Source organism: Hylemonella sp. GW821-FHT10B10, from assembly GCF_059415585.1.
Genome location: NZ_JBWKNN010000004.1, coordinates 95919 through 120299, shown reverse-complemented (window position 1 = coordinate 120299; position 24381 = coordinate 95919). Strand labels below are relative to the sequence as shown.

The following is a 24381-nucleotide window of genomic DNA, read 5'->3' as shown; positions in this document are numbered from 1 at the left end:
TAAAGACTGATCCTGATTGTCCCCTATGCGACGCTTCGGCGAAACTGCCGCCCATCCTTCCCCCTCCAGCCCGGCCGCCACAGTGCGCTCCGATTGGGGCACGTTGCAGCGTCTTTTCCCCTACCTCTGGCACTACAAATGGCGGGTCATTGCTGCGCTGAGTTTCATGGTGGGGGCCAAGGTCTCCAACGTCGGCGTGCCCCTGCTGCTCAAGGAGCTGGTCGACCGCATGGGCCTGCGCCTGAGCGATCCGGCCGCCCTGTGGCTGGTGCCGGCCGCGCTGCTGCTGGCCTACGGCGCCCTGCGTTTCATGACCTCGCTTTTCACCGAGCTGCGCGAACTGGTCTTCGCCAAGGCCACCGAAGGGGCCGCGCGCACCATCTCGCTGCAGGTCTTCCGTCACCTGCACGCGCTGAGCCTGCGTTTCCACCTGGAGCGTCAGACCGGCGGCATGACACGTGATATCGAGCGCGGCACGCGCGCCGTGCACTCGCTGATCTCCTATTCGCTCTACAGCATCGTGCCCACGCTGATCGAGTTCACTCTGGTGCTGACGCTGCTGGCAGTGAAGTTCGACCTGATGTTCGTCTGGATCACGCTGGCCGCACTGGTGAGCTACATCGCCTTCACCGTCACCATCACGGAATGGCGCACGCGTTTCCGCCGCCGCATGAACGAGCTGGACTCGACCGCACACAGCCGCGCCGTCGACTCCCTGCTGAACTACGAGACCGTCAAGTACTTCAACAACGAGGAGTTCGAGGCGCAGCGCTATGACGAGAACCTCGAGCACTACCGCCGCGCCGCAGTCAAGAGCCAGACCAGCCTGAGCCTGCTCAACACTGGACAGCAGCTCATCATCGCCACCGGCCTGGTGGCCATGCTCTGGCGTGCCACCCAGGGCGTGATTGACGGCCGCATGACCCTCGGCGACCTGGTCATGATCAACGCCCTGATGATCCAGCTCTACATCCCGCTGGGTTTCCTGGGCGTGCTCTATCGCGAGATCAAGCAGAGCCTGACCGACATTGACAAGATGTTCACCCTGCTGGAGCGCGAGCGCGAGGTGGCAGATGCGCCGGATGCCCGGCCCCTGCAGGTGGGGCAGGCCGAGGTGCGTTTCGAGCACGTGAGCTTTTCCTATGACCCGGCGCGCGCCATCTTGCACGACCTGAGTTTCGTGATCCCGGCGGGCAAGACGGTGGCCGTGGTCGGCCCCTCGGGTGCGGGCAAGTCCACGTTGGCGCGCCTGCTCTACCGCTTCTACGACGTCAGCGGCGGGCGCATCACCATCGCCGGACAGGACATCCGTCAGGTCACTCAGACCTCGCTGCGCCAGGCCATTGGCATCGTGCCGCAAGACACCGTGCTGTTCAACGATACGGTGGAATACAACATCGCCTACGGCCGTCCCGGCGCGGGGCGGGCCGAGGTGGAGGAAGCAGCGCGTGCTGCCCACATCCATGCGTTCATCAGCGCCACGCCCAAGGGCTACGACACCATGGTGGGCGAGCGCGGTCTCAAGCTCTCGGGCGGCGAGAAACAGCGCGTGGCGATCGCGCGCACCTTGCTCAAGAACCCGCCCGTGCTGATCTTTGACGAGGCCACGTCGGCGCTGGACTCCGCCAACGAGCGCGCCATCCAGGCTGAACTCAAGGGCGTTGCCCAGGGCAAGACCACCCTGGTCATTGCCCACCGCCTGTCTACCGTGGTCGACGCGCACGAGATCCTGGTCATGGAGGCTGGTCGCATTGTCGAACGCGGCTCGCACGCAGCCTTGCTGGCGCAGAACGGCACCTACGCGCGGATGTGGGCGCTGCAGCAAAGTGCCGAATAGGGCATCGGGTATGCTGTCCGCATAAGCGCTGTCAGGCATGTGCCGGACGGTGCCTGCTGCCTGAAAACAAGTTGAAGATCCTCGATCTGCTGCTGGGAGCCTCCAAGCCACGCATCTGGCGCGTGCGCGCCAGCATGACCTTGCTCACGGTGGGTTTGTACGCCCTCTTCATGCTGTTGCAGCATGCCGAGGTCCTGCTGGGTTTCATAGACCCGCTAGCGTCGGTCTGGCTGGCGCTGTACTGCCTGGGCGGCTCTCTGCTTTTCTACCTGCTCGTACGCAGTCGCTGGAGCGAACGACTGTGGCCCGCCGATCCGTCTCTGACCCTGTGGCAGACCCTGCATGGCGTGGGGGCCGTGGTGGGCGCGTACGCCATCACCGGCCCGGCGCGCGGTGCGGTGCTGGCCATCATGGTGCTCATCCTGACCTATGGCATGTTCAGCCTGACGGTGGCCCAGGCGCGCCTGCTGGCGGCCATGGCCCTGGGTGGCCTGACATGGGTGATGGCCTGGAAGAGCCGGACCGATCCGCTGCGTTATCCCGGCGGGGTCGAGGTCGTGCATCTGGCCTTCAGCGTCGTCGTGCTGCTGGGCATTTCGGCCCTGTCCGTGCGCATGGGGTCTTTGCGTGAGCGCCTGCACCGGCACAAGCAGGAGCTGGAAGCCTCGCTGGAGCAGATCCGGCTATTGGCCACGCAGGACGAACTGACCGGCCTGGTGAACCGGCGCCACATGGGCACGCTGCTGACGGGCGAGCAGTTGCGCCAGCAGCGCACCGGCCATGCCATGAGTGTGGTGCTGCTGGACCTGGACTATTTCAAGAGGATCAACGACAGCCATGGCCACCAGGCAGGGGATACCGTGTTGCGCAGCTTCGCGCAAAGTGCCCGGGGGCTGCTGCGCGGCTCCGATGTGCTGGCGCGCTGGGGCGGCGAGGAGTTCCTGCTCATGCTGCCCGAGACCGGCCAGAAGGAGGCGCTCCACTGTGTGCAGCGCATGCGCGAGGGCCTGGCCCAGGTCTCCTTTGAGGCGATCGCGCCCGGCCTGCAGCTGACGTTTTCTGCCGGCCTCGCCGTCTGCACGCCGGGGGAGTCCATCGACGCGGTGATCGAGCTGGCCGACCAGGCCCTGTACCGCGCCAAGGAAGCCGGACGCAACAGCACGGTCAGCGCCTGAGTTCCACCCGCACATAATCTGCGCCATGGAAACCAAGTGGCTCGAGGACTTCGTCAGCCTGGCCGAGACGCGCAGCTTCAGCCGTTCAGCCCAGCTGCGCCATGTGACGCAGCCGGCCTTCTCGCGGCGCATCCAGTCGCTGGAAGCCTGGGCCGGCACCGACCTGGTGGACCGCAGCGCCTATCCGACGCGCCTCACGCCGGCCGGCGAGACCCTTTACGGCCAGGCCCTGGAAATGCTGCAGGCGCTGCAGCACACGCGCGCCATGCTGCGCAGCCATACCGAGGCGGGGGAGGACGTGATCGAGTTCGCCGTGCCCCACACCCTGGCTTTCACTTTCTTTCCGGCCTGGGTCTCCAGCCTGCGCGAGAATTTCGGGCCCTTCAAGAGCCGGTTGATCGCCCTCAATGTGCACGACGCGGTGATCCGTCTGACCGAAGGCAGCTGTGACCTGCTGCTGGCCTACCACCATGCCTCGCATCCTTTCCAGCTCGACGCGGAGCGCTACGAACTGGTCAGCCTGGGGCAGGAAACCATCGCTCCCTACTCCCGGCCTGACGCCCAGGGTCTGCCCCTGTTCCCCCTGCCCGGCCGCGCGGACCAGCCCCTGCCCTATCTGGGTTACGCCCCGGGCGCCTACCTCGGGCAAGTGGTGGATGTCATGCTCAAGCAGGCGGGCATGGCGGTCCACCTGGACCGTGTGTATGAGACCGACATGGCCGAAGGCCTCAAGGCCATGGCGCTCGAAGGCCACGGCCTGGCGTTCCTGCCGCAGAGCGCGGTGCGCAATGACCTGCGTGCGGGGCGCCTGGTCAGCGCCGTGCCCGCGGCGCTGACCAGCCTGCAGATCACCATGGACATGCGCTTGTATCGGGAAAAACCCCAAGGCAAACAGGTGCCCAAGCGCACGGCACAGGCGCTCTGGAGCTTTCTGGCCGGGGGCGGGCAGGGTGGGTGAGGGTAGACCTGTCTTGCCAAAATGCGGGCGGCCGTTCTTTAATCTCCATATGGGGCATTTCCCGGCACGGGATTTGCTGGATACTCACGGTCTGACTTTTCTCTTTTTAGGAGTTACGCATGAAGAAGCATTTGCTGGCATTTGCCATCGCCACGACCCTCGCCGGGGGCGCCTACGCCCAGGCCAACGACACCCTGGCCAAGGTCAAGGCCGCAGGCAGCATCACCATGGGGGTGCGTGACTCCTCTGGCGCTTTGTCCTATACCCTGGGCGACGGCAAGTACGCGGGCTTCCATGTCGAGCTTTGCCAGCGCATCGTTGCCAATGTCGAGAAGGCGGTGGGCAAGAAGCTGGAGCTGAAGTTCCAGTCGGTGACGTCGCAGAACCGCATTCCGCTGATGCAGAACGGCACCATCGACATCGAGTGCGGCTCCACCACCAACAACGCCACCCGCCAGAAGGACGTGGCTTTTGCGGTCACCACCTTCGTCGAGGAAGTGCGTATGGCTGTCAAGGCCAATTCCGGCCTGACCTCGATCGCCCAGCTCAATGGCCGCAACGTTGCGACCACCACCGGCACCACCTCGGTGCAGACCCTGCGCAAGAATGAGCGCGCCCAGGGCATCGACTTCAAGGAGATCTACGGCAAGGACCACGCCGACAGCTTCCTGCTGCTTGAATCCGGCCGCGCCGATGCCTTCGTGATGGACGGCTCCATCCTGGCCGGCAACATCGCCAACGCCAAGAACCCGGCCGATTTCAAGATCGCCGGCGAGGTGCTGTCGGTCGAACCCATCGCCATCATGATCCGCAAGGACGATCCCGCTTTCAAGAAGCTGGCCGACGATACGCTCATGGACATGATGAAGTCCGGCGAGATCGCCAAGATCTACGACAAGTGGTTCATGCAGCCCATCCCGCCGAAGAACAACAAGGTGGGCCTGGCTGTCAGCGAGAGCACCAAGGGCGCCTGGGCTGCCCCCAACGACAAGCCCATGGAAGACTACGCCAAGAAATAAGGGCGCAGGGCGAAACGCATGACAAACCCCGCCCCGGTCACCATCCGGGCGGGGTTTTTGCTTGCGCATGAAGGACGACACAGGACGCGTCATTCCACACGGAGACACCGCACATGAGCTGGGACTGGCAGGTATTTCTCAACGACGACGGCAGTGGCCGCACCTATCTCCAATGGATGATGGACGCCTGGGGCTGGACGCTGGCCGTGGCTGGCAGTTCCTGGGTGGTGGCTGTGGTGATGGGTGCCCTCATGGGTACCGTGCGCACCCTGCAGGACAGCCCCTGGCTGGTGCGCCTGGCCACGGTCTGGGTAGAGCTGTTTCGCAACATCCCCCTGCTGGTGCAGGTTTTCCTGTGGTATTTCGTCGTGCCCAAGATGTTCCCGGCCTTCCAGCAGGTGCCGGGCTTCTTGCTGGTGGTGTTTGCCCTGGGTTTCTTCACCTCGGCGCGTATTGCCGAGCAGGTGCGTGCGGGCATCCAGGCCCTGCCGCGCGGGCAGCGTTATGCGGCCCTGGCCATGGGCTTCACCACCGCCCAGGCCTACCGCTACGTCATCCTGCCCATGGCCTTTCGCATCATCCTGCCACCGCTGACGAGCGAGTCCATGAATCTTCTCAAGAACTCGGCGGTGGCTTTTGCCGTGTCGATTGCCGAGCTCACCATGTTCGCCATGCAGGCGCAGGAGGAAACTTCGCGCGGGGTGGAGGTCTACCTAGCCGTGACGGCGCTGTACATGCTCTCGGCCTTCGCGGTCAACCGCGTCTTTGCCTACATCGAAAAGCGGGTGCAGATTCCCGGCTATATCGTCGCTGGCGGCACGGGCGGAGGACACTGACATGTTGGGCCTCGATCTCACCTTCCTCGACTGGGACATCATCAGCAAGTTCGTGCTGGGCGGCTTCTGGTTCAGCATCAAGCTCACGCTGATCGCCACGCTGGGCGGCATCTTCTTCGGTACCCTGCTGGCACTCATGCGCCTGTCGGGGCGCAAGTTGCTGATGCTGCCTGCCGTCATCTACGTCAACGGCATGCGCTCCATTCCGCTGGTGATGGTGATCCTCTGGTTCTATCTGCTGATCCCCTTCCTGATCGGCAAGCCCATAGGCGCCGAAGTGTCGGCCATCATCACCTTCATTGCCTTCGAGGCGGCCTACTTCAGCGAGATCATGCGCGCGGGTATCCAGTCGATCCCGCGCGGTCAGGTCTTTGCCGGTGAGGCCCTGGGCATGACGTATAGCCAGAACATGCGCCTGGTCGTGCTACCCCAGGCTTTCCGCAACATGCTGCCAGTGCTGCTGACACAGACCATCATCCTGTTCCAGGACACCTCGCTGGTCTACGCCATCGGCGCTTATGACCTGCTCAAGGGCTTCACCAATGCCGGCAAGATCTACGGCCGGCCCGAAGAGGCCTATCTGCTGGCTGCCGTGGTGTATTTCGTGATCTGTTTTGCCCTGTCCTGGCTCGTCAAGCGCCTGCAGGCCAAGATTGCCATCGTTCGCTGAGTGCTGGAGAAGACAATGATTGAAATCAAGAACGTTTCGAAGTGGTATGGCCCGGTGCAGGTGCTCAACAACTGCTCGGTCAGTATCAACAAGGGTGATGTGGTGGTGGTCTGCGGCCCCTCGGGTTCTGGCAAATCCACCCTGATCAAGACGGTCAACGGCCTGGAGCCGATCCAGCAGGGGGAAATCTTCGTCGACGGCGTGCCCCTGCACGACCCCAAGACCGCGCTGCCCAAGCTGCGCAGCCGCGTGGGCATGGTGTTCCAGCACTTCGAGCTCTTTCCCCATCTGTCTGTCACCGAGAACCTGACCATTGCGCAGGTCAAGGTGCTGGGCCGCAGCCTGGATGAGGCCAAGACACGCGGCCTCAAGATGCTGGATCGCGTGGGCCTGATGGCGCACAAGGACAAGTTCCCCGGTCAGCTTTCGGGTGGACAGCAGCAGCGCGTCGCGATTGCCCGCGCCCTGTCCATGGATCCCATCGTGATGCTGTTCGACGAGCCCACCTCTGCGTTGGACCCCGAGATGGTGGGGGAGGTGCTGGACGTCATGGTGACCCTGGCCAAGGAGGGCATGACCATGATGGTGGTCACGCACGAGATGGGCTTCGCCCGCAAGGTGGCCAGCCGCGTGATCTTCATCGACGTCGGCGGCCGCATCCTGGAAGACTGCAGCAAGGACGAATTCTTTGCTCATCCCGAGAACCGCCAGCCACGGACCAAGGACTTCCTGAACAAGATCCTGGCGCACTGAGCGCGCGCCCTCAGGAAAAGGCACCTTCGGGTGCCTTTTCCGCTTTTGGGACAATAGCGGGATGACACAGGAAATCACCATCACCCGTCCCGACGACTGGCACCTGCACGTGCGCGACGGCGCCGCCTTGGCCGCTGTCGTGCCGCATACGGCGCGCCAGTTCGGCCGCGCCATCATCATGCCCAACCTCAAGCCGCCCGTGACCACGGCCAACGAGGCCGCGCACTACCGCGCGCGCATCCGCGCGGCCTTGCCCGCCGACGTGGCCTTCGAGCCGCTCATGACGCTCTACCTCACCGACAAGCTGCCGCCCGAGGAGATCGAGCGCGCCAAGGCCGCCGGCGTGGTCGCCTGCAAGCTCTACCCGGCCGGTGCCACCACCAACAGCGACGCCGGCGTGACCGATATCCGCAAGACCTACAAAACCCTGGAAGCCATGCAGCGCGAAGGCCTGCTGCTGCTGGTGCATGGCGAGGTGACCAGCCCCGATATCGACCTGTTCGACCGCGAGGCCGTGTTCATCGAGCAGCAGCTCAAGCCTCTGCGCCGCGATTTTCCCGAGCTCAAGATCGTGTTCGAGCACATCACGACGAAGGAGGCAGCGCAGTACGTGATGGAAAGTGACCAATACACCGGCGCCACCATCACCGCCCACCACCTGCTCTACAACCGCAACGCCATCTTCACCGGTGGCATCCGCCCGCACTACTACTGCCTGCCCGTGCTGAAGCGCGAAGTGCACCGGCAGGCCCTGGTGGCTGCTGCCACCAGCGGCAGCCCCAAGTTCTTCCTGGGCACCGACAGCGCACCGCACCCGGTGCACCTGAAGGAGCACGCCACCGGTTGCGCCGGCTGCTACACCGCACACGCCGCCATCGAGATGTATGCCGAGGCGTTTGATGCCGCAGGCGCGCTGGACAAGCTCGAGGGCTTCGCCAGTTTCTTCGGCGCCGACTTCTACGGTCTGCCACGCAACACGGAAACCATCCGCTTGCGTCGCGAGAGCTGGACGCCACCCGAGAGCTTCCCCTTTGGAGACACTGAGCTCAAACCCCTGCGCTCGGGCGAGGCGCTGCCGTGGCGCATGGTCTGGAGCTGATCAACTGGGGCGCGCCCTGGCTGACGCCGTATCGCGCTATCGGGGCTCCCCTGGCGCAGCAGGCCCTGGCTGGGCGCAGTTGCGCCGAAGTTCTTGAGGGCGCCGGTGCCGTGGTGCACTTTGTGCCGCAGACCGAACTGCCGCCGGGCGTGGCTTACGAGCAGTTCATTTTCGAGCAGCAGCGTGTGCCTACGCGCGATGGCCTGCATGATTTCTTCAACGGGCTGGTCTGGTTGCACTTTCCGCAGGCCAAGCGCCGCCTCAACCAGTTGCAGGCGGCGCAGATCGCGACCCATGGTGTGCAGCCCGTGCGTGGACCGCTGCGCGATGCCCTCACAGTATTGGACGAAAACGCCGCCTTGCTGCAGGCGCCCGACGCGTTGTGGGACGCGCTGGCCGCACGCAACTGGCCTCGGCTTTTTGTCACCCTGCGGCCTTTGTGGGCGCAGGCGCGGCTGACACTTTTCGGCCACGCCCTGCTGGAAAAACTGGTGCAGCCGCGCAAGGCCATCACCGCCCATGTCTACCGCGCGCCGCCGGACCTGGCCCCGCCCGCGCTCGACGCCTGGTTGGGGCAGGATCTGCACGGCGAGCGGCTGGCCAGCAAGCCCTTTGTGCCGCTGCCGGTGCTCGGCGTGCCGGGCTGGTGGCCGCAGAACGAAGCTCCGGCCTTTTATGACGATGCCCAGGTCTTTCGCCCGCTGCGCCCCGAGGCCTGAGCACCCAAATCGCCACAGTTGGTGTGGAAATCAGCCTCCCTCGCTTGAATTCGTCACATTCACCCTTACCATTTGCGCCATCGGTCCGCTTGTGTCGGGCTGCATGAGAAGGAAACCATGAAACGCATCATTCTGTTCGTCCTGACCAACCTCGCCGTCGTGGTGGTGCTGGGCATTGTGGCCAGCCTGCTGGGCGTGAACCGCTTCCTGACCGCCAACGGCCTGAACCTGGGCGCGCTGCTGGGCTTCGCGCTCATCATGGGTTTCGGCGGTGCCATCATTTCCCTGCTGATCAGCAAGCCCGTGGCCAAGTGGAGCGCGGGCGTGCAGGTCATCGAGCAACCCCAGACGCCGGACGAGGCCTGGATCGTCAACACCGTGCGCAAGTTCGCAGACCAGGCTGGCATCGGCATGCCCGAGGTCGGCATCTTCGAAGGTGACCCCAATGCCTTCGCCACCGGTGCCTTCAAGAACTCGGCCCTGGTGGCCGTGTCCACCGGCCTGTTGCAGAACATGACGCGTGAAGAGGTGGAGGCCGTGATCGGCCACGAGGTGGCCCACATCGCCAACGGCGATATGGTGACCATGACCCTGATCCAGGGCGTGATGAACACCTTTGTCGTCTTCATCAGCCGGGTGGTCGGTTATGCGGTGGACAGTTTTCTGCGCCGCAACGACGACGAAAGCTCCGGCCCCGGCATCGGCTATTTCGTGACGACCATCGTGATGGACATCATCCTCGGTTTCCTGGCTGCCATGGTGGTGGCCTGGTTCTCGCGCCAGCGCGAGTTCCGCGCCGATGCCGGTTCCGCCCAGCTGATGGGCCGCCGTCAGCCCATGATCAACGCCCTGGCCCGCCTGGGTGGCCTGCATGCGGCCGAGCTGCCCAAGAGCATGGCGGCCATGGGCATCGCCGGTGGCATCGGCCAGCTGTTCTCGACACACCCGCCGATCGAAGAGCGCATCGCTGCCTTGCAGAACGCACAGGGCTGAACGTTTCTGTATCCGGATAAACCCGTGGAGGCGCAGGAGGCCCCACGGGTTTTTGCATTAGGCTTGCGTGGTGACAGGGACATGCCCACAATGGAACCATGAACAGACGGGCGCTTGAGGAGACAGGGCGCGCATTCGATGCCATTCATGAAGCCTAAGCAGTCGCCAGCACGTGCGGTACCCAGCGCGCGGGGCTTCATGGTGCGACTGTGGCTGGCTGTGCTGGCACTCAATCTGGTGTTGATCGGTTTCGTGGCTTGGGCTTTGCAGCAAAGCCGCCAGCAGTTCGAGCAGAATGCTGCCGTGACGGCGGACAATCTGTCGCGCCTCATGGAACACGATATCTCCGCTTCCGTGCGGGTGATTGATCTGGCTTTGCAGAATCTGGCAGAGGCCATCGAGCCACGCAGCCCTCGTCCGGTGGCATCGCGTGAACTCGATGCGCTGCTGGCCCAGAAACTGAAGCAGCTGCCCGAGCTTGATGGCCTGCGGGTGACGGATGCCCAGGGGCGCGTGACCCACGGTACCAATGTCACCCCCCAAGTCCGGGTGAGCATTGCAGACCGTGAGTATTTCATCTTCGTGCGTGAGCAGCCCGATGTCGGCCTGGTCATCAGCAATCCGATACAGGGCCGCATCACCGGCAGGTGGGTGATCAATTTCTCCCGCCCCCTGCGGCATCACGATGGCAGCTTTGCCGGTGTGGTCCAGGGCTCGGTGCCATTGAGCCATTTCATCGAACAGTTCATACCCTTGCAGGTCGGCACCAAGGGGTCTTTCACGCTTTTTGACCAGAAGTTCAGACTGGTGGTCCGGCACCCCACCCCGGCCGGTACAAGCGACGCGGTCGGCATGCCCTTCGGCTCGCCCGAGCTGCGCGAGCTCGTGAACGGCGGGCGCAGCGAGGGTGTCTACAAGGCCCGCTCCATCATTGACAACATCGAGCGTATCTCTGCCTTCCGCCATATCTCCGGCACCCAGTTCTATCTGGTCCTGGGCATGGCCGCGGACGATTACCTGGCCGGTTGGCGGGAAGAGAAATACAAGGCCCTGCTCGTGGTCCTGCTGTTCATCCTGGCCAGCCTCATGGTGTCTTACCTGATCCAGCGGGCCTGGCGCAGCCAGTCGGCCGCCGTGCGGGCGTTGGAGCAGGCTTACCGCACGCTGGACGCCGAGAAGCAGCTGAACCAGACCATCATCCGCTCGTCTCCCTTTGCCATCTACACGCGGGACCGCCGCGGCATCGTCACGGCCTGGAACCCGGCCGCCGAGAAGCTCTTTGGCTGGCGCGCTGAACAGATCCTGGGCAAGGCCTTGCTCACCGTGCCGCAGGGCAAGGAGCGGGAGACGTCCGAGTTGCGCGACCGGGTGCTGGAGGGCGAAAGCATCATCGATCTCGAAGTGCAGCGCCAGAAGCAGGACGGCACCCTCTTTGATCTCAGCACCACGCTGGCCCCCTTGCGCGATGCCAGCGGTGCGGTGACGGGGTATCTGGCGATTGCGGCCGACATCACGGCGCGCAAAGCGGCCGAGCAGCAGGTCGAGTTCCTGGCCTACCGCGATGTGCTGACCGGCCTGCCCAACCGCCTGCTTCTGCAGGATCGCTTCGGCCAGGCCATGGCACACGCCGAGCGTTCGCACAACAAGATCGCCCTGCTGTTCCTGGATCTGGACAATTTCAAGACCATCAATGACTCGCTGGGCCACGCCGTGGGTGACGCCCTGCTCCAGGAAATCGCGAGGCGCCTGGGCGAGTGCGTGCGCGAGACGGACACCATCAGTCGCCAGGGCGGCGACGAGTTCCTGATCGTGCTGTCCGACCTGGGCGGTACCGAGGCCATCCCCCCCGTACTGATCAAGATACGCGAGCGTTTGCAGGCTCCCTTCGTGGTGGACGGCCATGAACTCACCACCTCGGCCTCGATCGGCGTGGCGCTCTACCCGGACGACGGACGCGACTTCGAGACCCTGCTCAAGAAGGCCGACACGGCCATGTACCGTGCCAAGGATGCCGGGCGCAACCACTATCGCTTCTTCGACGAGCAGATGAACGTCGAGGCGGTCGAACACCTGCGCCTCAAGAGTGGCCTGCGTCGTGCCATGGCCCAGGGCGAGTTCGAGCTGCATTACCAACCCCAGCTCGAACTGGCCAGCGGGCGGGTGGTCGGGGTGGAGGCGCTGCTGCGCTGGCGTCATCCCGAGGACGGCTTGATCTCGCCGGCGCGATTCATCCCGGTGGCCGAAGACAGCGGGCTGATCGTGCCCCTGGGCGAATGGGTGATCCAGGAGGCCTGCCGCCAGGCCATGGCCTGGCGCGCTGCCGGCCTGCCTGCGCTGATCATGGCGGTCAATCTGTCGGCAGTACAGTTCCGCCGTGGTGACCTGCAGCAGTCCATCGCGCAGGCTTTGCAGAGCACAGGCTTTGATCCGCAACTGCTGGAGTTGGAGTTGACCGAGTCCATCCTGATCCGCGACACCGAGAGTGTGCTCAGCAGCGTGCGCCAGCTCAAGCAGATGGGCGTGAAGCTGGCCGTGGACGATTTCGGCACCGGCTACTCCAGCCTGTCCTATCTGAAACGGTTCGATGTGGACAAGCTCAAGATCGACCAGAGTTTCGTCCGTGATCTGGCGACCGACCCGGACGATGCGGCCATCGTGCGCGCCATCATCCAGATGGCGGCCAGTCTGAACCTGCGCACCATCGCCGAAGGGGTGGAGGACGCCACCACCCTGGCCTTGCTGCGTGAGTTCGCCTGCGACGAGGCCCAGGGTTACCACTTCGCGCGCCCCATGGATGCCCAGGCCTTTGCCGGGTTCATGGCGCAGACCACTGAACGGCTTTTGAAAGAGAAAGTAGGCACGCCATGACATACCGCTGGCAGATCCTGGCCGGGCTGGCCCTGGCCATCGTCTCCCTGGGCACTGCGGCGCAAAGCTGCGACGAGGCCTGGGCCGATTACAACGAGTTCAAGAAGCGCAACAAGATGGAGCCGTCGCAGTATGCGCTGACGACCTACGGGGCGACGGTGCGCGCCGCCTGCGGGCCCGATGCCCTGCCGGTACCACCCGGCACCGACACGCCGCGTTATCCCATCGTGCGCAAGCCGCACAAACCACCGCCGCCACCACCACCACCGAAACCCAAGACCACGCCTTGAGCGGGAATGTCAGCAGAAGATCAGTGCCAGCCAGGCGGGTTCGTCCAGCACGTTGAGCAGCAGGTAGCCGCCGACCCGGTAGAACCAGAGTGTGTACCGGTCCCGACGGGTCCAGGCCGGCGCGTCGACTCCGGCCGCCGTCACGACAGCATGTCCAGTGCCAATGCTTCGGCCACTTTGATGCCATCCACGCCCGCCGACAGGATGCCGCCCGCATAACCCGCGCCCTCGCCGGCCGGATAAAGGCCGCGCACGTTCAGGCTTTGCAGGTCCTCGCCACGCGGGATGCGCAGGGGTGAGGAGGTGCGGGTCTCCACGCCGGTCAGCACCGCGTCGGACATGTCAAAGCCCTTGATCTTGCGGCCGAAGGCCGGCAGCGCTTCGCGCATGGCTTCGATGGCATAGGCGGGCAGGGCCGGGTGCAGGTCCCCCAGATGCACGCCTGGTTTGTAGGAGGGCAGCACGCTGCCGAAGTTGGTCGAGGGCTTGCCGGCGATGAAGTCGCCGACCAGCTGGCCTGGTGCCTCGTAGTTGCTGCCGCCCAGCACATAGGCCCGGCCTTCCAGCTTGCGCTGCAGGACGATGCCTGCCAGCGGGTGGTACTGCGGTGGGTGCTGCTGGGCCATGGCAGCGGCCTGCAGGGCGTAGCGCAGGCCGTCTTCCTCCCCGAAGGCAGCTTGCCAATCGGCGGCGTCGGTGAGGCCATTGGGGTAATCGACCGGTTCGATTCCGACCACGATACCTGCGTTGGCGTTGCGCTCGTTGCGCGAGTACTGGCTCATGCCGTTGGTGACCACCCGGCCCGGCTCGGAGGTGGCGGCCACCACCGTGCCGCCGGGGCACATGCAGAAGCTGTAGACGGAACGGCCATTCTTCGCGTGGTGCACCAGCTTGTAGTCGGCTGCGCCCAGCAGGGGGTGACCCGCGTACTTGCCCCAGCGTGCGCGGTCGATCAGGCCCTGGGGGTGCTCGATGCGAAAGCCGATGGAGAAGGGCTTGGCCAGCAGGCTCACACCACGGTCCCAGAGCATGGCGAAGGTGTCACGCGAGCTGTGGCCCAGGGCCATCACGACATGGTGTGCTGGCAGCTCGTAGCTCTGTCCTGTGCCCTGGTCCAGCACCTGCAGGCCGCGGAGCCGCTTCTTTCCTGCCGTCTCGTCCAGTAACACATCCGTCACGCGCTGTCCGAAGCGGATCTCGCCGCCCAGCGCGATGATCTGTTCGCGGATGCTCTCCACCACCTTGACCAGCTTGAAGGTGCCGATGTGGGGGTGGGCCTCGACGAGGATCTCCTCGGGCGCACCGGCCGACACGAATTCGTGCATGACCTTGCGGCCCAGGTGGCGCGGATCCTTGATCTGGCTGTAGAGCTTGCCGTCGGAGAAGGTGCCGGCGCCGCCCTCTCCGAACTGGACGTTCGATTCCGGCTTGAGGACATGTTTGCGCCACAGGCCCCAGGTGTCCTGGGTGCGTTGGCGCACCGTGGTGCCGCGTTCGATCACGATGGGCCGAAAGCCCATCTGCGCCAGTAGCAGCGCAGCAAAGATGCCGCAGGGGCCGAAGCCCACAACGACGGGCCGTTCGGTCAGACCTGCCGGGGCCTGTGCCACCGGGTGGTAGACCAGATCCGGGCTGGGCCCGATATGGGGCTGGCCCTTGAGCCGCGCCAGCAGGCGTTCTTCGAGTTCGGGGGCGATGTCGACATCGACGATGTAGACCTGCTGCAACTCGGCCTTGCGCGCGTCGAAGCTGCGCTTGTAGATCGTATGGCCGCGGATGTCGGCAGGCGTGACGCCCAGCGTCTTTGCGACGAGCGCGGGCAGCGCTTCGGGTGCGTGCTCCAGCGGCAGCTTGAGTTCAGTCAGTCGGATCATGGCTTTCCTTGGCTTGTATTGATCAAGCAGAAGAGGCCGCCATGATACGCGGCGGCGGAATGCCGGTCTTGCGGGGATAATCCTGCCTGTGAAGTCAGCCAGACCGCCGCTGGTGCAATCTGGGAAACCAGGCACTGGAGGAACGTCCGGACTGCACAGGGCAGCGTAGGAGGTAATACCTCTCCACCGTGAGGTGAGGATCAGAGCAACAGAGACGAGCCGATTCAGTTCGGGTGAAACGGGCAATCTCTACGCGCAGCAATACCAAATAGGCACACGTTGACGGGGCCCCCCGAGTGTGCGGGTAGGTAGCACCGAGCCGGTGGGGCGACCCCCGGCCCAGATTAATGGCGGTCACACCGCAGGCAACTGCGGGCGCACAGAATCCGGCTTATCGGCGGACTTCACACTTATAACGATGGGCGCTGCTGTGGCAGCGCCCATTTTCTTGGCGCTCAGCGCTTGCCGGTCAGGGCGGCGGCCAGGGCGAACACCGAGTTGGGTGCCGAGGTCTTGACGGGCTCGACCTTGCGCCGGTTGAAGATCCCACGCCGGCTGGCCGGCCGCGCTTCCACCTGCACGCCCTTGGCGCGTTGCTCCTCGCAGAGCTGCTGTAGCTTGATGGATTGCAGGTGCTCCATCATGCGGCTGTTCAGGCCGCTCCACAGGTCTTGTGTCAGCTGCCAGCCGGCTTCACCGGTCTCGGAGGCTTCCTCAGACTGCAGGGCGCGCGCGCCTTCGACAGCGCGGATGATGTCGGCCACGCTGATTTGCTGCGGGTTGCGGCCCAGGGTGTAACCCCCGCCCGGTCCACGCGTGCTCTCCACCAGATTTTGCTGGCGCAGCTTGCTGAACAGTTGCTCCAGGTAAGACAGGGAGATCTGCAACCGCAACCCGATGGAGTTCAGGGGGACGGGGCCGCCGGTCTCGCGCAGGGCAAGATCAATCATGGCGGCGACGGCAAACCGGCTCTTGGCGCTTAAACGCATGGCAGTCTCCTTTCAACAGACAGGTTGTACAGGTGGGGGCACCCGCACAAAGAACTGTAGGGGTATTCGATAATCCGGTAAATTCGAATTTTCATATGAAATACTTCGAAAAAATCGAAGTAAAGGCGCCTCATGAATTTCAAGCATCTGCACTATTTCTGGGTGGCAGCCAGATCTGGTGGCATACTGAAGGCGGGTGAGCAGTTACATACAACACCGCAGACCCTGTCGGGACAGATCAAATTGCTGGAAGAGCGGCTGGGTCGCAAGCTCTTTCGCAAGAGCGGTCGTCAGCTGGAGCTGACCGATGAGGGCCGCCTCGCCCTGGGTTATGCCGACGAGATCTTCACATTGGGGGCCGAGCTGGAGGCCGCCCTGCGCCAGCCCGCGGGCGGGGCGCGGCTGCTGGACTTCCGGGTAGGGGTGGCAGATTCGGTGGCCAAGTCGGTGGCCTACCGTCTGTTGGAGCCGGCCATGGACCTGGAGCAGCCGGTGCGCCTGATCGGCGTGGAGGGCAAGTTCCCCGACCTGCTGGCGCAACTGGCCCTGCACCGGCTCGACCTGGTGATCGCCGACGAGCCGCTGACCCGGCGCATCAGCGTCAAGGCCTACAACCACGCGCTGGGGACCTCGCCCATGAGCTTCTTTTGCGCGCCGGCCCTGCGGGGGCAATTGCAGGGTGACTTCCCGCAATGCCTGCACGGCGCACCCATGTTGATCCAGGGCGCGGCTTCTTCGGTGCGCCAGCAGCTCGACGGCTGGCTGGTGCGCCAGCAGATCCAGCCGCGTTTCGTGGGCGAATTCGACGACGGCGCGCTCATGACGGCTTTCGGCCGCGAGGGGCGGGGGGTCTTCATGTCACCCACCGTGCTCGAGGCCGAGACGGTGGCGCACTACGGTGTGGAGGTGATCGGCCGCAGCGAGGAACTGGTCGAGGAGTTCTATGCGGTCTCGGTCGAGCAGCGCATCAAGCACCCGGCGGTGGCGGCCATCACCCAGGCCGCCCGGGGTCAGTTGTTTCGCGCCTGAGGGCTCAGCGGCAGAGTGTTCCAGCCTTGAGCAGTTCGGCGCGTTGCGGAGTGGCCGGGTGGGTGCTGAGCCAATCCCCCAGGGTGCTGCGCTGCTGCGCGGGCTCGCCCTGGGTGGCCGGCGGCTGGCCCTCGCGGGCCTGGGACATCCCCAGCAGCAGGTCGGCCATGGGGGCCGTCGGGCGCTGCGCCCTGGCCATCAGCGCGAGGGCAAAACAGTCGGATTCATTTTCGTGCTGGCGCCGGTAGGCCAGGCCAGTCATCACCGTGCTGGTCATGGACACCAGGCTGGAGACATCCCCCAGCGCCAGGCCCAGGCCGACATTGAGCACACCCTGCTCCACCACCAGGCGGGTGCCATGGCGGTGTTCGACGTGGCCGATCTCGTGGGCCAGCACACCCAGCAACGCATCGTCACCCAGGCCCTGCTTGGCCGCCGCTTCGACCAGTTCGTCCGTCATCACCACGGTGCCACCAGGCAAGGCAAAGGCATTGGGGCCGATGCCACGGCGGAACAGCAGCTCGTAGCGCGGGGCGTAGGCCGGGTAGCGCTTGAGCGAGGGTTCGATGCGCGTCAGCAACTCAGTGAACTCTGTGCGCAGTGCCTGTTGGCGTTCAGGGGGCAGCTGGCTGGGCTTGAGCCAGGCCTGGTCCACCTGGGTCAGGGCCTGCTGGCTCAGATTGAGTTCCCATTCCAGCGGCACGTGACGGCTGAGCTGGGCTGCGGCCCAGGGCGTGCCGTAGCGGTAGAAGGCAAAGAGGCTGGCCACCGCGATGAGCAGCACACCCAGCAGCACGGGCCAGCGGGTCTGCATGCGCTGGGCCAGGCTGGGGCGGGCACCCGCCGCGGCCAGGGCCTGTTGCCAGGCCTGGGGCTGGTCGATTTCCACGCTGCCGTGGTCACGCAGCGCCACGGTGATGCGCTCGGGCGCACGGTTCGCGCTCCACTGCGGCGGCCATTCGACCTCGTCGTATTCAAAGCGGCGCGAAGCCGCATGGGCCAGGTCCACCACGTGCAAATGCAGGGCCGGGCCCCGGGGGCCGGGCTCGAGCACGATCAGCACATCGCGCGCACGGCTGTGGCGGCCGTTGAACCATTTGGCCCGCAGGGGGGTGGCAGCAGGTTGCGACGCTGCACTCATATCAGCCCACGATGTCCAGTCCGGCCACGTCGGCCAGCGCATCACCCAGCGCGTCCTGCTGGCGCACCAGTTCGCCCACCAGCTGGTCCAGCCCGCCCTTGACGTGCAGGGTGACGGCGTCGGCTTTCATGCGGTATTCACTGACGCGGGCGAAGGGCCGATAAAAACCCAAGGTCAGCAGGGTGAGCAACATGTTCTTGATGCGCAGGCGCACAAAGGCCCAGTGCTGCAGATCGCACTTGAAGCGGGCGATATGGCCCAGGCCCACATTGCTCCAGATCAGCCGGAACATGCGCGCTTCGCGGTAGGCGCGGGCCGGGGCCGAGGCTAGAACCAGGGCCAGGAGCGCGGCGATCACGACCAGGAAGATCAGCAGGAACATGGCCGGGCCGCGGGTCGCGCGGAACATGGACTCCAAGGTGTAGGTTGCGCCCATGGCGAGGGCCAGGATCAGGGCCACACCGGCGAGGAAAACACCGATGGTGGCGCCCCAGATGCGCACGAAATCGCTGTACAGCGGTTTCCAGCGGCCGCGTTGTTTGCCGATGCCCGCGCGCAGTACCAGCAGGCTCTTGTAGTTGAACTCCACGCGGATGATGCACAGCACGCTGAGCACCAGGCCGATGGCGATCAATCCCAGCATGGGTGCGTCCACCTGGGGCCAGGCCGGGCCGGTTTTGCCATTCTGCCCACGTGAGGCGGGTGTCGCTGCGTCGGCAGACAGGAAGTCGAGTCCGTAGGTGACGCCGACCCAGATCCCCGCCATCGCGAAGATCGGCCAGCTGGCCATGTAGACATCCTTCCAGCTGGCGGCGAAGTGCAGCTGCAGGCCACGCCAGCGCGTGCTGGCCAGGCGAAAGCGCATGGCGCTGCCCCAGAAGTAGGGCGCCAGCGCGGCGGCGGCGACGATGAAAAACAGCACCATGGTTTCCTGCCCGGTCTCGGCCGCTATCTTGTAGGCCACGTAGAGCAGGGCGAAGAGGATGAAACTGACAACCATCTTGCGCAGCGGGGCGGTGAACTCCAGCGGGCTGCCGGCGATCTCGGTGTGGTCGTAGAAATAACGTGCGGTGCGCCGGCGCGCCCAGGGCGTGTACAGGCCCAGTGTGACGATGGACAGCAGCAGATTGACGATCCAGACCCGGAAGTATTCACCGCCACTGCCGGAGAACCGAAGTCGATAGGCGGCGATGCCGTGGCGCTGTGTCGTGCTGTCCATGTCTCTCCTTGTTGTGGGCTAGCGCAGGCAGTTTAGCAGCGCCATCAGCACGAAGACCTGCCTCTAGAAGCGTTCGTGTGACTGCAGGTAACGCCACTGTCCGGGGGGCAATTGGGTCATGGGCACGCGGCCGATGCGGATGCGTTTCATGGACAGGATCTGCAGACCGGCGCGTTCGCACACGTAGGCGATCAGACCGGGGTGCGCGCCCTTGACCGCAAAACGCAACTTGCTGCGGCCCTCGCCGCTGCTGTTGAGACTGGCCTTGAGGGGGGGCAGCGGCTGCCCGCGATCGTCGGTGGTCCACATGAGTCGTGCCAGCTGGGCGGGCGAGACCTCGCCCTGGACTTCGACCGTCATTTCCACTTCAATCACGCGCTCGTCTTCGCTCAGCTTGCGCGCCACCCGTGGGTCCTGGGTGTAGACCAGCAGGCCGCTAGCTGCGGGCTCCAGGGGAACGGCAGGCACGAGCTGACTGAAATGGCGTTTGAGAACGCGGATACCGCTGGGGTCGTCGGGACTATGGCTGCCCGCATTCAGCAGCAGCTGTGGCGAGGCCTGGCCGGCCGGTTTGTGCAGCAGCAGCGTGACCGGCGGCAACTCCGTCAGTCGGGCCGCGGGGTCGATCTCGATCTTCTCGTTCAGTACCCGGTGCTGCGGTTCCTCGACCACCCGGCCATCGACACGCACCCAGCCGCCTTCGATGTACCGTTCGGCCTCGCTGCGCGAGCAGGGCAGCAGGGCCGCCACGCGCTTGGACAGGCGTACGGGCTCGTTCATGGCGCACCGCCAGGCAGTGATTGCAGGCGCTCGACATGGGCCAGCAGCGAGCGCTTGGCCAGCGGCCAGAGGCTGGTCGGTATATCGTCATAGGCCAGCGCCACCCAGTCGTCCAGCGTGCCCTGGGGCCGGGCCCGCATGGCCACGCGCACCTTGGCTTCGCGGGCCAGGCGGTGGGCCTTGAGTTTGGCGATGACTGTGCGTGCCTCGCTCATCACATGGCCATGGGCCGGCAGGATGTAGTGCAGGGCATGAACCTCACAGGCCCGATCCAGCGCATCGAGCGCGTCGAGGTAGGCCGTCATATTGCCATCAGGCGGATTGATGACCGTGGTGCTGCCGTTGAGGATGTGGTCACCCGAGTACAGCAGGCCGTCCTGCGCCAGGATCAGGCACAGGTGGTTGGCCGCATGGCCCGGCGTGTGGATGACCTGCAGGGTGTGGCGCGTGCCGCCGTCCGCGGTTTCCAGGCTGAGTCGCTCGCCATCGGCCAGCGCACGGTCCGGGACGAAGTGGCTGACGGGGTTGGCCGTGGGGGCCGAGGGCAGGCCCAGCACCGGGGGGCGGCTGCCACCGCGCTGCAGGCACAGCGCCTGCAAGGGGCGTGCAGCCGGTGCATGGTCGGCGTGCGAGTGGGTGCAGACGATCATGCGGATGTCGCCGCCGCAGGCCTGCCAAAGACGCTCGATGTGTGCCGGTTCATCGGGGCCAGGGTCGATCACGATCCAGCCTGTGTCGGCTTCGCCGAGCAGATAGCTGTTTGTGCCCGGGCCCGTCATGACGCCGGGGTTGGGCGCGGTCAGGCGCAGCACATGGGGCAGCAGGGCTACGGCCTGCTCATGCTGCCAGGGGGGCGCGGCCAGCAGGCTGGCTTGGGGTTCGTGCGGGGTGGACGCGCTGGGGTTTGGACTTACCATGGAACGATTCTGCACGACACAACGAGGAGACACCATGACGCAAAAAAGAACCTGCCTGCGCCTGATGCTGGCATTGGCCGGCGCAGCCTGTCTGGGATGGAGCCACGGCGCGCTCGCGCAGGCCTGGCCGGGCAAGCAGCCGATCAAGTTGGTGGCTGTGTTCCCGCCCGGAGGGTCGGTGGACCAGGTGGCGCGTATCCTGCAACTGCCTCTGCAACTGCAGCTGGGCCAGACCGTCATCGTCGATAACAAGGGTGGCGCTTCGGGTTCCATCGGCACGGGTATGGTGGCTGCGGCACCGGCCGACGGTTACACCTTCGCCGTGGTGTTTGACACGCATGGTGTCAACCCGAGCCTGATCCCCAACCTGCCCTTCGACACGAAGAAGGACCTGACCCCCATCATCGTGGTGGGCACCTCGGCGATGGTGCTGGCCACGCACACCGGCTCGCCTTACAAGTCCTTCGCCGACGTGCTGGCTGCGGCGCGTAGCAAACAGGGGGTGAGCTACGGCTCCATCGGCTCGGGCAGCCTGGGCCACCTGGCCATGGCCCTGCTGGGCAAGAGTGGTGGACTGGACTTCCAGCACGTGCCCTACAAGGGGGGCGGCCCCTTGATGAACGATGCCGTCGCCGGCCATGTGCCACTCTCGATCGGCTCGGTCTTCGTGACCAAGCCGCACATCGACAGCAAGCGCATGCGTCCCCTGGCCGTCACATCGAGCAAGCGCGCGGTCGAGCTGCCCGATGTGCCAACGGTCGCCGAGAGCGGTTTTGCCGGTTTCGAGGCCCCGGCCTGGTGGGCCGTGCTGGCCCCGGCGAAAACCCCGCCGGAGATCGTCAAGCGCATGAACGAAGAAATCAACAAGGCCTTGAAGTCCCCCGAGGTGGCCAAGCGCCTGGACTCCCAGGGCATCGACGTGCTGGGCGGTACGCCCGAGGCCGCGCGCACCTTCATCGACCGCCAGATCGACATCTGGGCCAAGGTGGTGAAGGACAACGACATCAAGCCGGACTGATGTTGGCCCCCACGGGGAGGGTGTTTAATCCTCCGGCGTGACCTGCAGCGCCACCAGGAAACGCGCCACCATGTTGTAGGTGGCAATGGCGCTGGTGAGTTCGACGATCTGCGTCTCGTTGAAATGCTGGCGCAAGGCATCGAACACCTCGTCCGTCACCTTCACGTCCAGCGTCATCTGCGCGGCGTAGCGGATGACCAGCGCCTCCAGCTCGTTCAATGAAGCATCGCGCGGGACACCGCGCGGATCGGTTTTCACAAAGGCGTTCAGGGCGTCGAGCTGGGCCTGGGTGCCGCCCGCACCCAGAAAGTCCGGGGCGTGGTGGTGGTACTCGTACCTGGCGCCGGTCAGCAGGGCCACGGTGCAGATGCCCAGCTCCCGCAGCTTGAGGCTGGTGGGCAGTTCGCTGCGCACGGCCTTGAGGTAGGTGTTCCAGCCGCGGGCCAGGGGTTCACTCCACAGCAGGGCCTTGTCCAGGTTGATCAGGGTGCCGCCGCGGCGCGCCAGGATGGCGTCCACCAGTTCCTGTGGCTGGGGTTTGCGTTCGGGGGTCCATTCGGGCAGGCGCATCGTTGTTTTCTCGTGAGTGGATGGGTGAATAGAAACCGGCAGCCTCAAGGATACGCGTTGAAACGGCGGATAATTTGTCGCCATGCGTATTCGCTTTACCAAGATGCAGGGTGCGGGCAATGACTTCGTCGTGCTCGACGAGACGCGCGGCCGTCTTGGCCTGTCCACCGCCCAGTACCGCTGGCTGGCCGACCGCCACTTCGGCGTCGGCGCCGACCAGATCCTCACCGTGCGCCCGGCCCCGGCGGCCGGCGTCGACTTCGAGTACGTGATCCACAACGCCGACGGCACCGAGGTCGAGCAGTGCGGCAATGGTGCGCGCTGCTTCGCGCGTTATGTGCACGACGCCGGCCTCACGGGCAAGGACCGCATTCGTGTCCAGACCCTGGGCGGGGTGATCGAGCCGCGCCTCAACCCCGATGGTCGTGTCACCGTGGACATGGGTGCGCCCATCTTCGAACTCCCGCGCATTCCTTTCGATGGAGCCGGCCTCACGCCCCGGTCGCAAGGCCCCTGGCAGACCTGGCCGCTGGAGGTGGACGGCGTCACCGTGCCGGTGGCCGTGGTCTCCATGGGCAACCCGCATGCGGTGCAGCTGGTGGCTGATGTAGAGACTGCTCCCGTGCATGCGCAGGGACCCTTGATCGAGAACCATGCGCGCTTCCCGCGCCGGGTCAACGCCGGTTTCCTCCAGGTGGTCGACCGTGCGCACGTGAAGCTGCGCGTGTGGGAGCGCGGAGCCGGTGAAACACTGGCCTGCGGCACCGGCGCCTGCGCGGCCGTGGTGAGCGGCATCCGCCTGGGTCAACTCGATGCCCGCGTGGATGTGCAGACACGCGGTGGTGTGCTCACCATCGAGTGGGCCGGGGGCGGAGCGCCTGTGCTCATGACCGGCCCTGCGACCACCGTGTTCCAGGGCGAAGTCGACGTGCCCGAATTGAAATAACCCCAACCGCAAGCCATGACCGAACAAGACATCGCCAACTACCTGCACGCCAATCCGGAATTCTTCGAGCGCCAGTCCGACCTGCTGGCCGCTGTGCGCCTGATCAGTCCGCACAGCCGGCGCACCGTCAGCCTGCAGGAGCGCCAGGCCGAGATGCTGCGCGAGAAGATCCGCATGCTTGAAGGCCGGCTCATCGAGATGATCCGCCACGGCAGCGACAACCTGGCGCTGTCGGACCGCATGTTGTGCTGGGCCCGCGATCTCTTCCTGGCGCAGGAGCCGGCCGAGATTCCCGAACTGGTGGCCAGCTCCATCCAGCTGCAATTCGCCGTGCCCCAGGTGGCCATCCGCGTCTGGGACGTGGCTCCTGCCCACACCGCTGCCGCTTTCGCCCAGGGCGTGAGCGAGGATGCGCGCCTGCTGGCCAACTCGCTGCGCGAACCATTCTGTGGCGTCAATTCCGGTTTTGAAGCCACGGCCTGGCTGGCCCATCCCTCGCAGGCCGTCTCGCTGGCGCTGCTGCCCCTGCGACCGCTGGAGGCCGGCACCAGCGGCCCGGCTTTCGGCATGCTGGTGCTGGCGTCGCCCGATGCCCAGCGCTACACCAGCACCATGGGCACGGAGTTCCTGGCCCGCATCGCCGAGGTGGCGAGTGCGGCGCTGACACCGCTGAGGTAAGTC

The 24381-nt window shown here is 65.2% G+C and carries 23 protein-coding genes, 1 other RNA gene and 1 pseudogene; 17 read left to right on the top strand and 8 right to left on the bottom strand.

The genetic code is table 11. The features are described 5' to 3' along the window. Positions 1 to 25 precede the first annotated feature (25 nt). The 12 genes from AC07NT_RS16320 (at position 26) to AC07NT_RS16265 (ending at position 13217) form a co-directional block, all read left to right on the top strand. Positions 26 to 1837: an ABCB family ABC transporter ATP-binding protein/permease gene (locus AC07NT_RS16320; protein WP_498600056.1), complete on the top strand. Its 1812-nt coding sequence runs from the start codon at positions 26 to 28 to the stop codon at positions 1835 to 1837. A gap of 71 nt (positions 1838 to 1908) precedes the next feature. Then, positions 1909 to 3012 carry a GGDEF domain-containing protein gene (locus AC07NT_RS16315; protein WP_498600057.1) on the top strand — a complete coding sequence of 368 codons (1104 nt, stop codon included), beginning with the start codon at positions 1909 to 1911 and terminating at the stop codon, positions 3010 to 3012. A 25-nt stretch (positions 3013 to 3037) separates the two neighbouring features. Next, entirely contained in the window at positions 3038 to 3970 is a 933-nt protein-coding gene (locus AC07NT_RS16310) for a LysR substrate-binding domain-containing protein (protein WP_498600058.1), read from the top strand. Positions 3971 to 4089: 119 nt separating this feature from the next. Further along, positions 4090 to 4989 carry an amino acid ABC transporter substrate-binding protein gene (locus AC07NT_RS16305; RefSeq protein ID WP_498600060.1) on the top strand — a complete coding sequence of 300 codons (900 nt, stop codon included), beginning with the start codon at positions 4090 to 4092 and terminating at the stop codon, positions 4987 to 4989. A 113-nt stretch (positions 4990 to 5102) separates the two neighbouring features. Then, on the top strand, positions 5103 to 5825 hold the full coding sequence (locus AC07NT_RS16300; RefSeq protein ID WP_498600061.1) for an amino acid ABC transporter permease: 723 nt from the start codon (positions 5103 to 5105) through the stop codon (positions 5823 to 5825). Position 5826: 1 nt separating this feature from the next. Beyond that, positions 5827 to 6495, top strand: a complete 669-nt coding sequence (locus tag AC07NT_RS16295) for an amino acid ABC transporter permease (protein WP_498600062.1) — start codon at positions 5827 to 5829, stop codon at positions 6493 to 6495. Positions 6496 to 6510: 15 nt separating this feature from the next. Beyond that, entirely contained in the window at positions 6511 to 7248 is a 738-nt protein-coding gene (locus tag AC07NT_RS16290) for an amino acid ABC transporter ATP-binding protein (RefSeq protein WP_498600064.1), read from the top strand. Between the two features lie 61 nt (positions 7249 to 7309). Continuing rightward, positions 7310 to 8347, top strand: coding sequence for a dihydroorotase (gene pyrC, locus AC07NT_RS16285; RefSeq protein ID WP_498600065.1), 1038 nt, complete (start codon positions 7310 to 7312; stop codon positions 8345 to 8347). After that, positions 8326 to 9066, top strand: coding sequence for a DUF3025 domain-containing protein (locus tag AC07NT_RS16280; protein ID WP_498600067.1), 741 nt, complete (start codon positions 8326 to 8328; stop codon positions 9064 to 9066). Before pyrC ends, AC07NT_RS16280 begins: the two co-directional genes overlap by 22 nt. 117 nt (positions 9067 to 9183) lie before the next feature. Further along, positions 9184 to 10059, top strand: coding sequence for a protease HtpX (htpX, locus tag AC07NT_RS16275; RefSeq protein WP_498600069.1), 876 nt, complete (start codon positions 9184 to 9186; stop codon positions 10057 to 10059). Between the two features lie 147 nt (positions 10060 to 10206). Beyond that, positions 10207 to 12927: a bifunctional diguanylate cyclase/phosphodiesterase gene (locus AC07NT_RS16270; RefSeq protein ID WP_498600070.1), complete on the top strand. Its 2721-nt coding sequence runs from the start codon at positions 10207 to 10209 to the stop codon at positions 12925 to 12927. Then, positions 12924 to 13217, top strand: a complete 294-nt coding sequence (locus tag AC07NT_RS16265; RefSeq protein WP_498600071.1) for a hypothetical protein — start codon at positions 12924 to 12926, stop codon at positions 13215 to 13217. The genes AC07NT_RS16270 and AC07NT_RS16265 overlap by 4 nt, the downstream gene beginning before the upstream one ends. Positions 13218 to 13226: 9 nt before the next feature. Here the strand turns inward: AC07NT_RS16265 and AC07NT_RS16260 are convergent, their stop codons facing one another. Both AC07NT_RS16260 and AC07NT_RS16255 read right to left on the bottom strand, forming a co-directional pair. Continuing rightward, on the bottom strand, positions 13227 to 13361 hold the full coding sequence (locus tag AC07NT_RS16260; protein ID WP_498600072.1) for a hypothetical protein: 135 nt from the start codon (positions 13359 to 13361) through the stop codon (positions 13227 to 13229). Next, positions 13358 to 15091, bottom strand: coding sequence for an NAD(P)/FAD-dependent oxidoreductase (locus tag AC07NT_RS16255; protein WP_498600073.1), 1734 nt, complete (start codon positions 15089 to 15091; stop codon positions 13358 to 13360). The genes AC07NT_RS16260 and AC07NT_RS16255 overlap by 4 nt, the downstream gene beginning before the upstream one ends. 90 nt (positions 15092 to 15181) lie before the next feature. Between AC07NT_RS16255 and rnpB the strand changes: the two genes are divergently transcribed. Beyond that, positions 15182 to 15501, top strand: an RNA gene (gene rnpB / locus AC07NT_RS16250) — RNase P RNA component class A. Between the two features lie 45 nt (positions 15502 to 15546). On the opposite strand, the gene AC07NT_RS16245 is transcribed toward rnpB, so the two are convergent. Next, complete coding sequence (locus AC07NT_RS16245) at positions 15547 to 16080, bottom strand: Rrf2 family transcriptional regulator (RefSeq protein WP_498600074.1); 534 nt, start codon at positions 16078 to 16080, stop codon at positions 15547 to 15549. Between the two features lie 132 nt (positions 16081 to 16212). Here AC07NT_RS16245 and nhaR point away from each other — a divergent pair, with 132 nt between their 5' ends. Continuing rightward, entirely contained in the window at positions 16213 to 17109 is an 897-nt protein-coding gene (nhaR, locus tag AC07NT_RS16240) for a transcriptional activator NhaR (RefSeq protein ID WP_498600075.1), read from the top strand. A 4-nt stretch (positions 17110 to 17113) separates the two neighbouring features. On the opposite strand, the gene AC07NT_RS16235 is transcribed toward nhaR, so the two are convergent. The 4 genes and pseudogenes from AC07NT_RS16235 to AC07NT_RS16220 form a co-directional block, all read right to left on the bottom strand. After that, a complete protein-coding gene (locus AC07NT_RS16235; RefSeq protein ID WP_498600076.1) occupies positions 17114 to 18250 on the bottom strand; it encodes a M48 family metallopeptidase in 1137 nt (378 codons plus the stop codon). 1 nt (position 18251) lies between these two features. Continuing rightward, complete coding sequence (locus AC07NT_RS16230; protein WP_498600077.1) at positions 18252 to 19469, bottom strand: YjgN family protein; 1218 nt, start codon at positions 19467 to 19469, stop codon at positions 18252 to 18254. A gap of 63 nt (positions 19470 to 19532) precedes the next feature. Then, positions 19533 to 20249 (bottom strand): RNA pseudouridine synthase, encoded by a 717-nt coding sequence (locus AC07NT_RS16225; protein ID WP_498600078.1) that lies wholly within the window; start codon positions 20247 to 20249, stop codon positions 19533 to 19535. Beyond that, a pseudogene (locus AC07NT_RS16220) lies at positions 20246 to 21097 on the bottom strand (MBL fold metallo-hydrolase); the annotation flags it as partial. The pseudogene AC07NT_RS16220 and the gene AC07NT_RS16225, both read right to left, overlap by 4 nt. Positions 21098 to 21200: 103 nt before the next feature. Between AC07NT_RS16220 and AC07NT_RS16215 the strand changes: the two are divergent. Continuing rightward, entirely contained in the window at positions 21201 to 22184 is a 984-nt protein-coding gene (locus AC07NT_RS16215; protein ID WP_498600079.1) for a tripartite tricarboxylate transporter substrate binding protein, read from the top strand. A 24-nt stretch (positions 22185 to 22208) separates the two neighbouring features. Here the strand turns inward: AC07NT_RS16215 and AC07NT_RS16210 are convergent, their stop codons facing one another. Next, complete coding sequence (locus AC07NT_RS16210; RefSeq protein ID WP_498600080.1) at positions 22209 to 22754, bottom strand: carboxymuconolactone decarboxylase family protein; 546 nt, start codon at positions 22752 to 22754, stop codon at positions 22209 to 22211. Between the two features lie 82 nt (positions 22755 to 22836). On the opposite strand from AC07NT_RS16210, the gene dapF reads away from it, so the two are divergent. Both dapF and AC07NT_RS16200 read left to right on the top strand, forming a co-directional pair. After that, a complete protein-coding gene (dapF, locus tag AC07NT_RS16205; RefSeq protein ID WP_498600082.1) occupies positions 22837 to 23700 on the top strand; it encodes a diaminopimelate epimerase in 864 nt (287 codons plus the stop codon). A 15-nt stretch (positions 23701 to 23715) separates the two neighbouring features. Continuing rightward, positions 23716 to 24378, top strand: coding sequence for a DUF484 family protein (locus AC07NT_RS16200; protein ID WP_498600083.1), 663 nt, complete (start codon positions 23716 to 23718; stop codon positions 24376 to 24378). The last annotated feature ends 3 nt before the right edge of the window (positions 24379 to 24381 follow it).

What these genes read in the sequence shown, in the direction of transcription:
- AC07NT_RS16320 (WP_498600056.1), top strand. Translation starts at nt 26, where the DNA reads ATGCGACGCTTCGGCGAAACTGCCGCCCATCCTTCCCCCTCCAGCCCG.
- AC07NT_RS16310 (WP_498600058.1), top strand. Translation starts at nt 3,038, where the DNA reads ATGGAAACCAAGTGGCTCGAGGACTTCGTCAGCCTGGCCGAGACGCGC.
- AC07NT_RS16305 (WP_498600060.1), top strand. Translation starts at nt 4,090, where the DNA reads ATGAAGAAGCATTTGCTGGCATTTGCCATCGCCACGACCCTCGCCGGG.
- AC07NT_RS16300 (WP_498600061.1), top strand. Translation starts at nt 5,103, where the DNA reads ATGAGCTGGGACTGGCAGGTATTTCTCAACGACGACGGCAGTGGCCGC.
- AC07NT_RS16295 (WP_498600062.1), top strand. Translation starts at nt 5,827, where the DNA reads ATGTTGGGCCTCGATCTCACCTTCCTCGACTGGGACATCATCAGCAAG.
- AC07NT_RS16290 (WP_498600064.1), top strand. Translation starts at nt 6,511, where the DNA reads ATGATTGAAATCAAGAACGTTTCGAAGTGGTATGGCCCGGTGCAGGTG.
- pyrC (WP_498600065.1), top strand. Translation starts at nt 7,310, where the DNA reads ATGACACAGGAAATCACCATCACCCGTCCCGACGACTGGCACCTGCAC.
- htpX (WP_498600069.1), top strand. Translation starts at nt 9,184, where the DNA reads ATGAAACGCATCATTCTGTTCGTCCTGACCAACCTCGCCGTCGTGGTG.
- AC07NT_RS16270 (WP_498600070.1), top strand. Translation starts at nt 10,207, where the DNA reads ATGAAGCCTAAGCAGTCGCCAGCACGTGCGGTACCCAGCGCGCGGGGC.
- AC07NT_RS16265 (WP_498600071.1), top strand. Translation starts at nt 12,924, where the DNA reads ATGACATACCGCTGGCAGATCCTGGCCGGGCTGGCCCTGGCCATCGTC.
- AC07NT_RS16255 (WP_498600073.1), bottom strand. Translation starts at nt 15,091, where the DNA reads ATGATCCGACTGACTGAACTCAAGCTGCCGCTGGAGCACGCACCCGAA.
- AC07NT_RS16245 (WP_498600074.1), bottom strand. Translation starts at nt 16,080, where the DNA reads ATGCGTTTAAGCGCCAAGAGCCGGTTTGCCGTCGCCGCCATGATTGAT.
- nhaR (WP_498600075.1), top strand. Translation starts at nt 16,213, where the DNA reads ATGAATTTCAAGCATCTGCACTATTTCTGGGTGGCAGCCAGATCTGGT.
- AC07NT_RS16235 (WP_498600076.1), bottom strand. Translation starts at nt 18,250, where the DNA reads ATGAGTGCAGCGTCGCAACCTGCTGCCACCCCCCTGCGGGCCAAATGG.
- AC07NT_RS16230 (WP_498600077.1), bottom strand. Translation starts at nt 19,469, where the DNA reads ATGGACAGCACGACACAGCGCCACGGCATCGCCGCCTATCGACTTCGG.
- AC07NT_RS16225 (WP_498600078.1), bottom strand. Translation starts at nt 20,249, where the DNA reads ATGAACGAGCCCGTACGCCTGTCCAAGCGCGTGGCGGCCCTGCTGCCC.
- AC07NT_RS16215 (WP_498600079.1), top strand. Translation starts at nt 21,201, where the DNA reads ATGACGCAAAAAAGAACCTGCCTGCGCCTGATGCTGGCATTGGCCGGC.
- AC07NT_RS16210 (WP_498600080.1), bottom strand. Translation starts at nt 22,754, where the DNA reads ATGCGCCTGCCCGAATGGACCCCCGAACGCAAACCCCAGCCACAGGAA.
- dapF (WP_498600082.1), top strand. Translation starts at nt 22,837, where the DNA reads ATGCGTATTCGCTTTACCAAGATGCAGGGTGCGGGCAATGACTTCGTC.
- AC07NT_RS16200 (WP_498600083.1), top strand. Translation starts at nt 23,716, where the DNA reads ATGACCGAACAAGACATCGCCAACTACCTGCACGCCAATCCGGAATTC.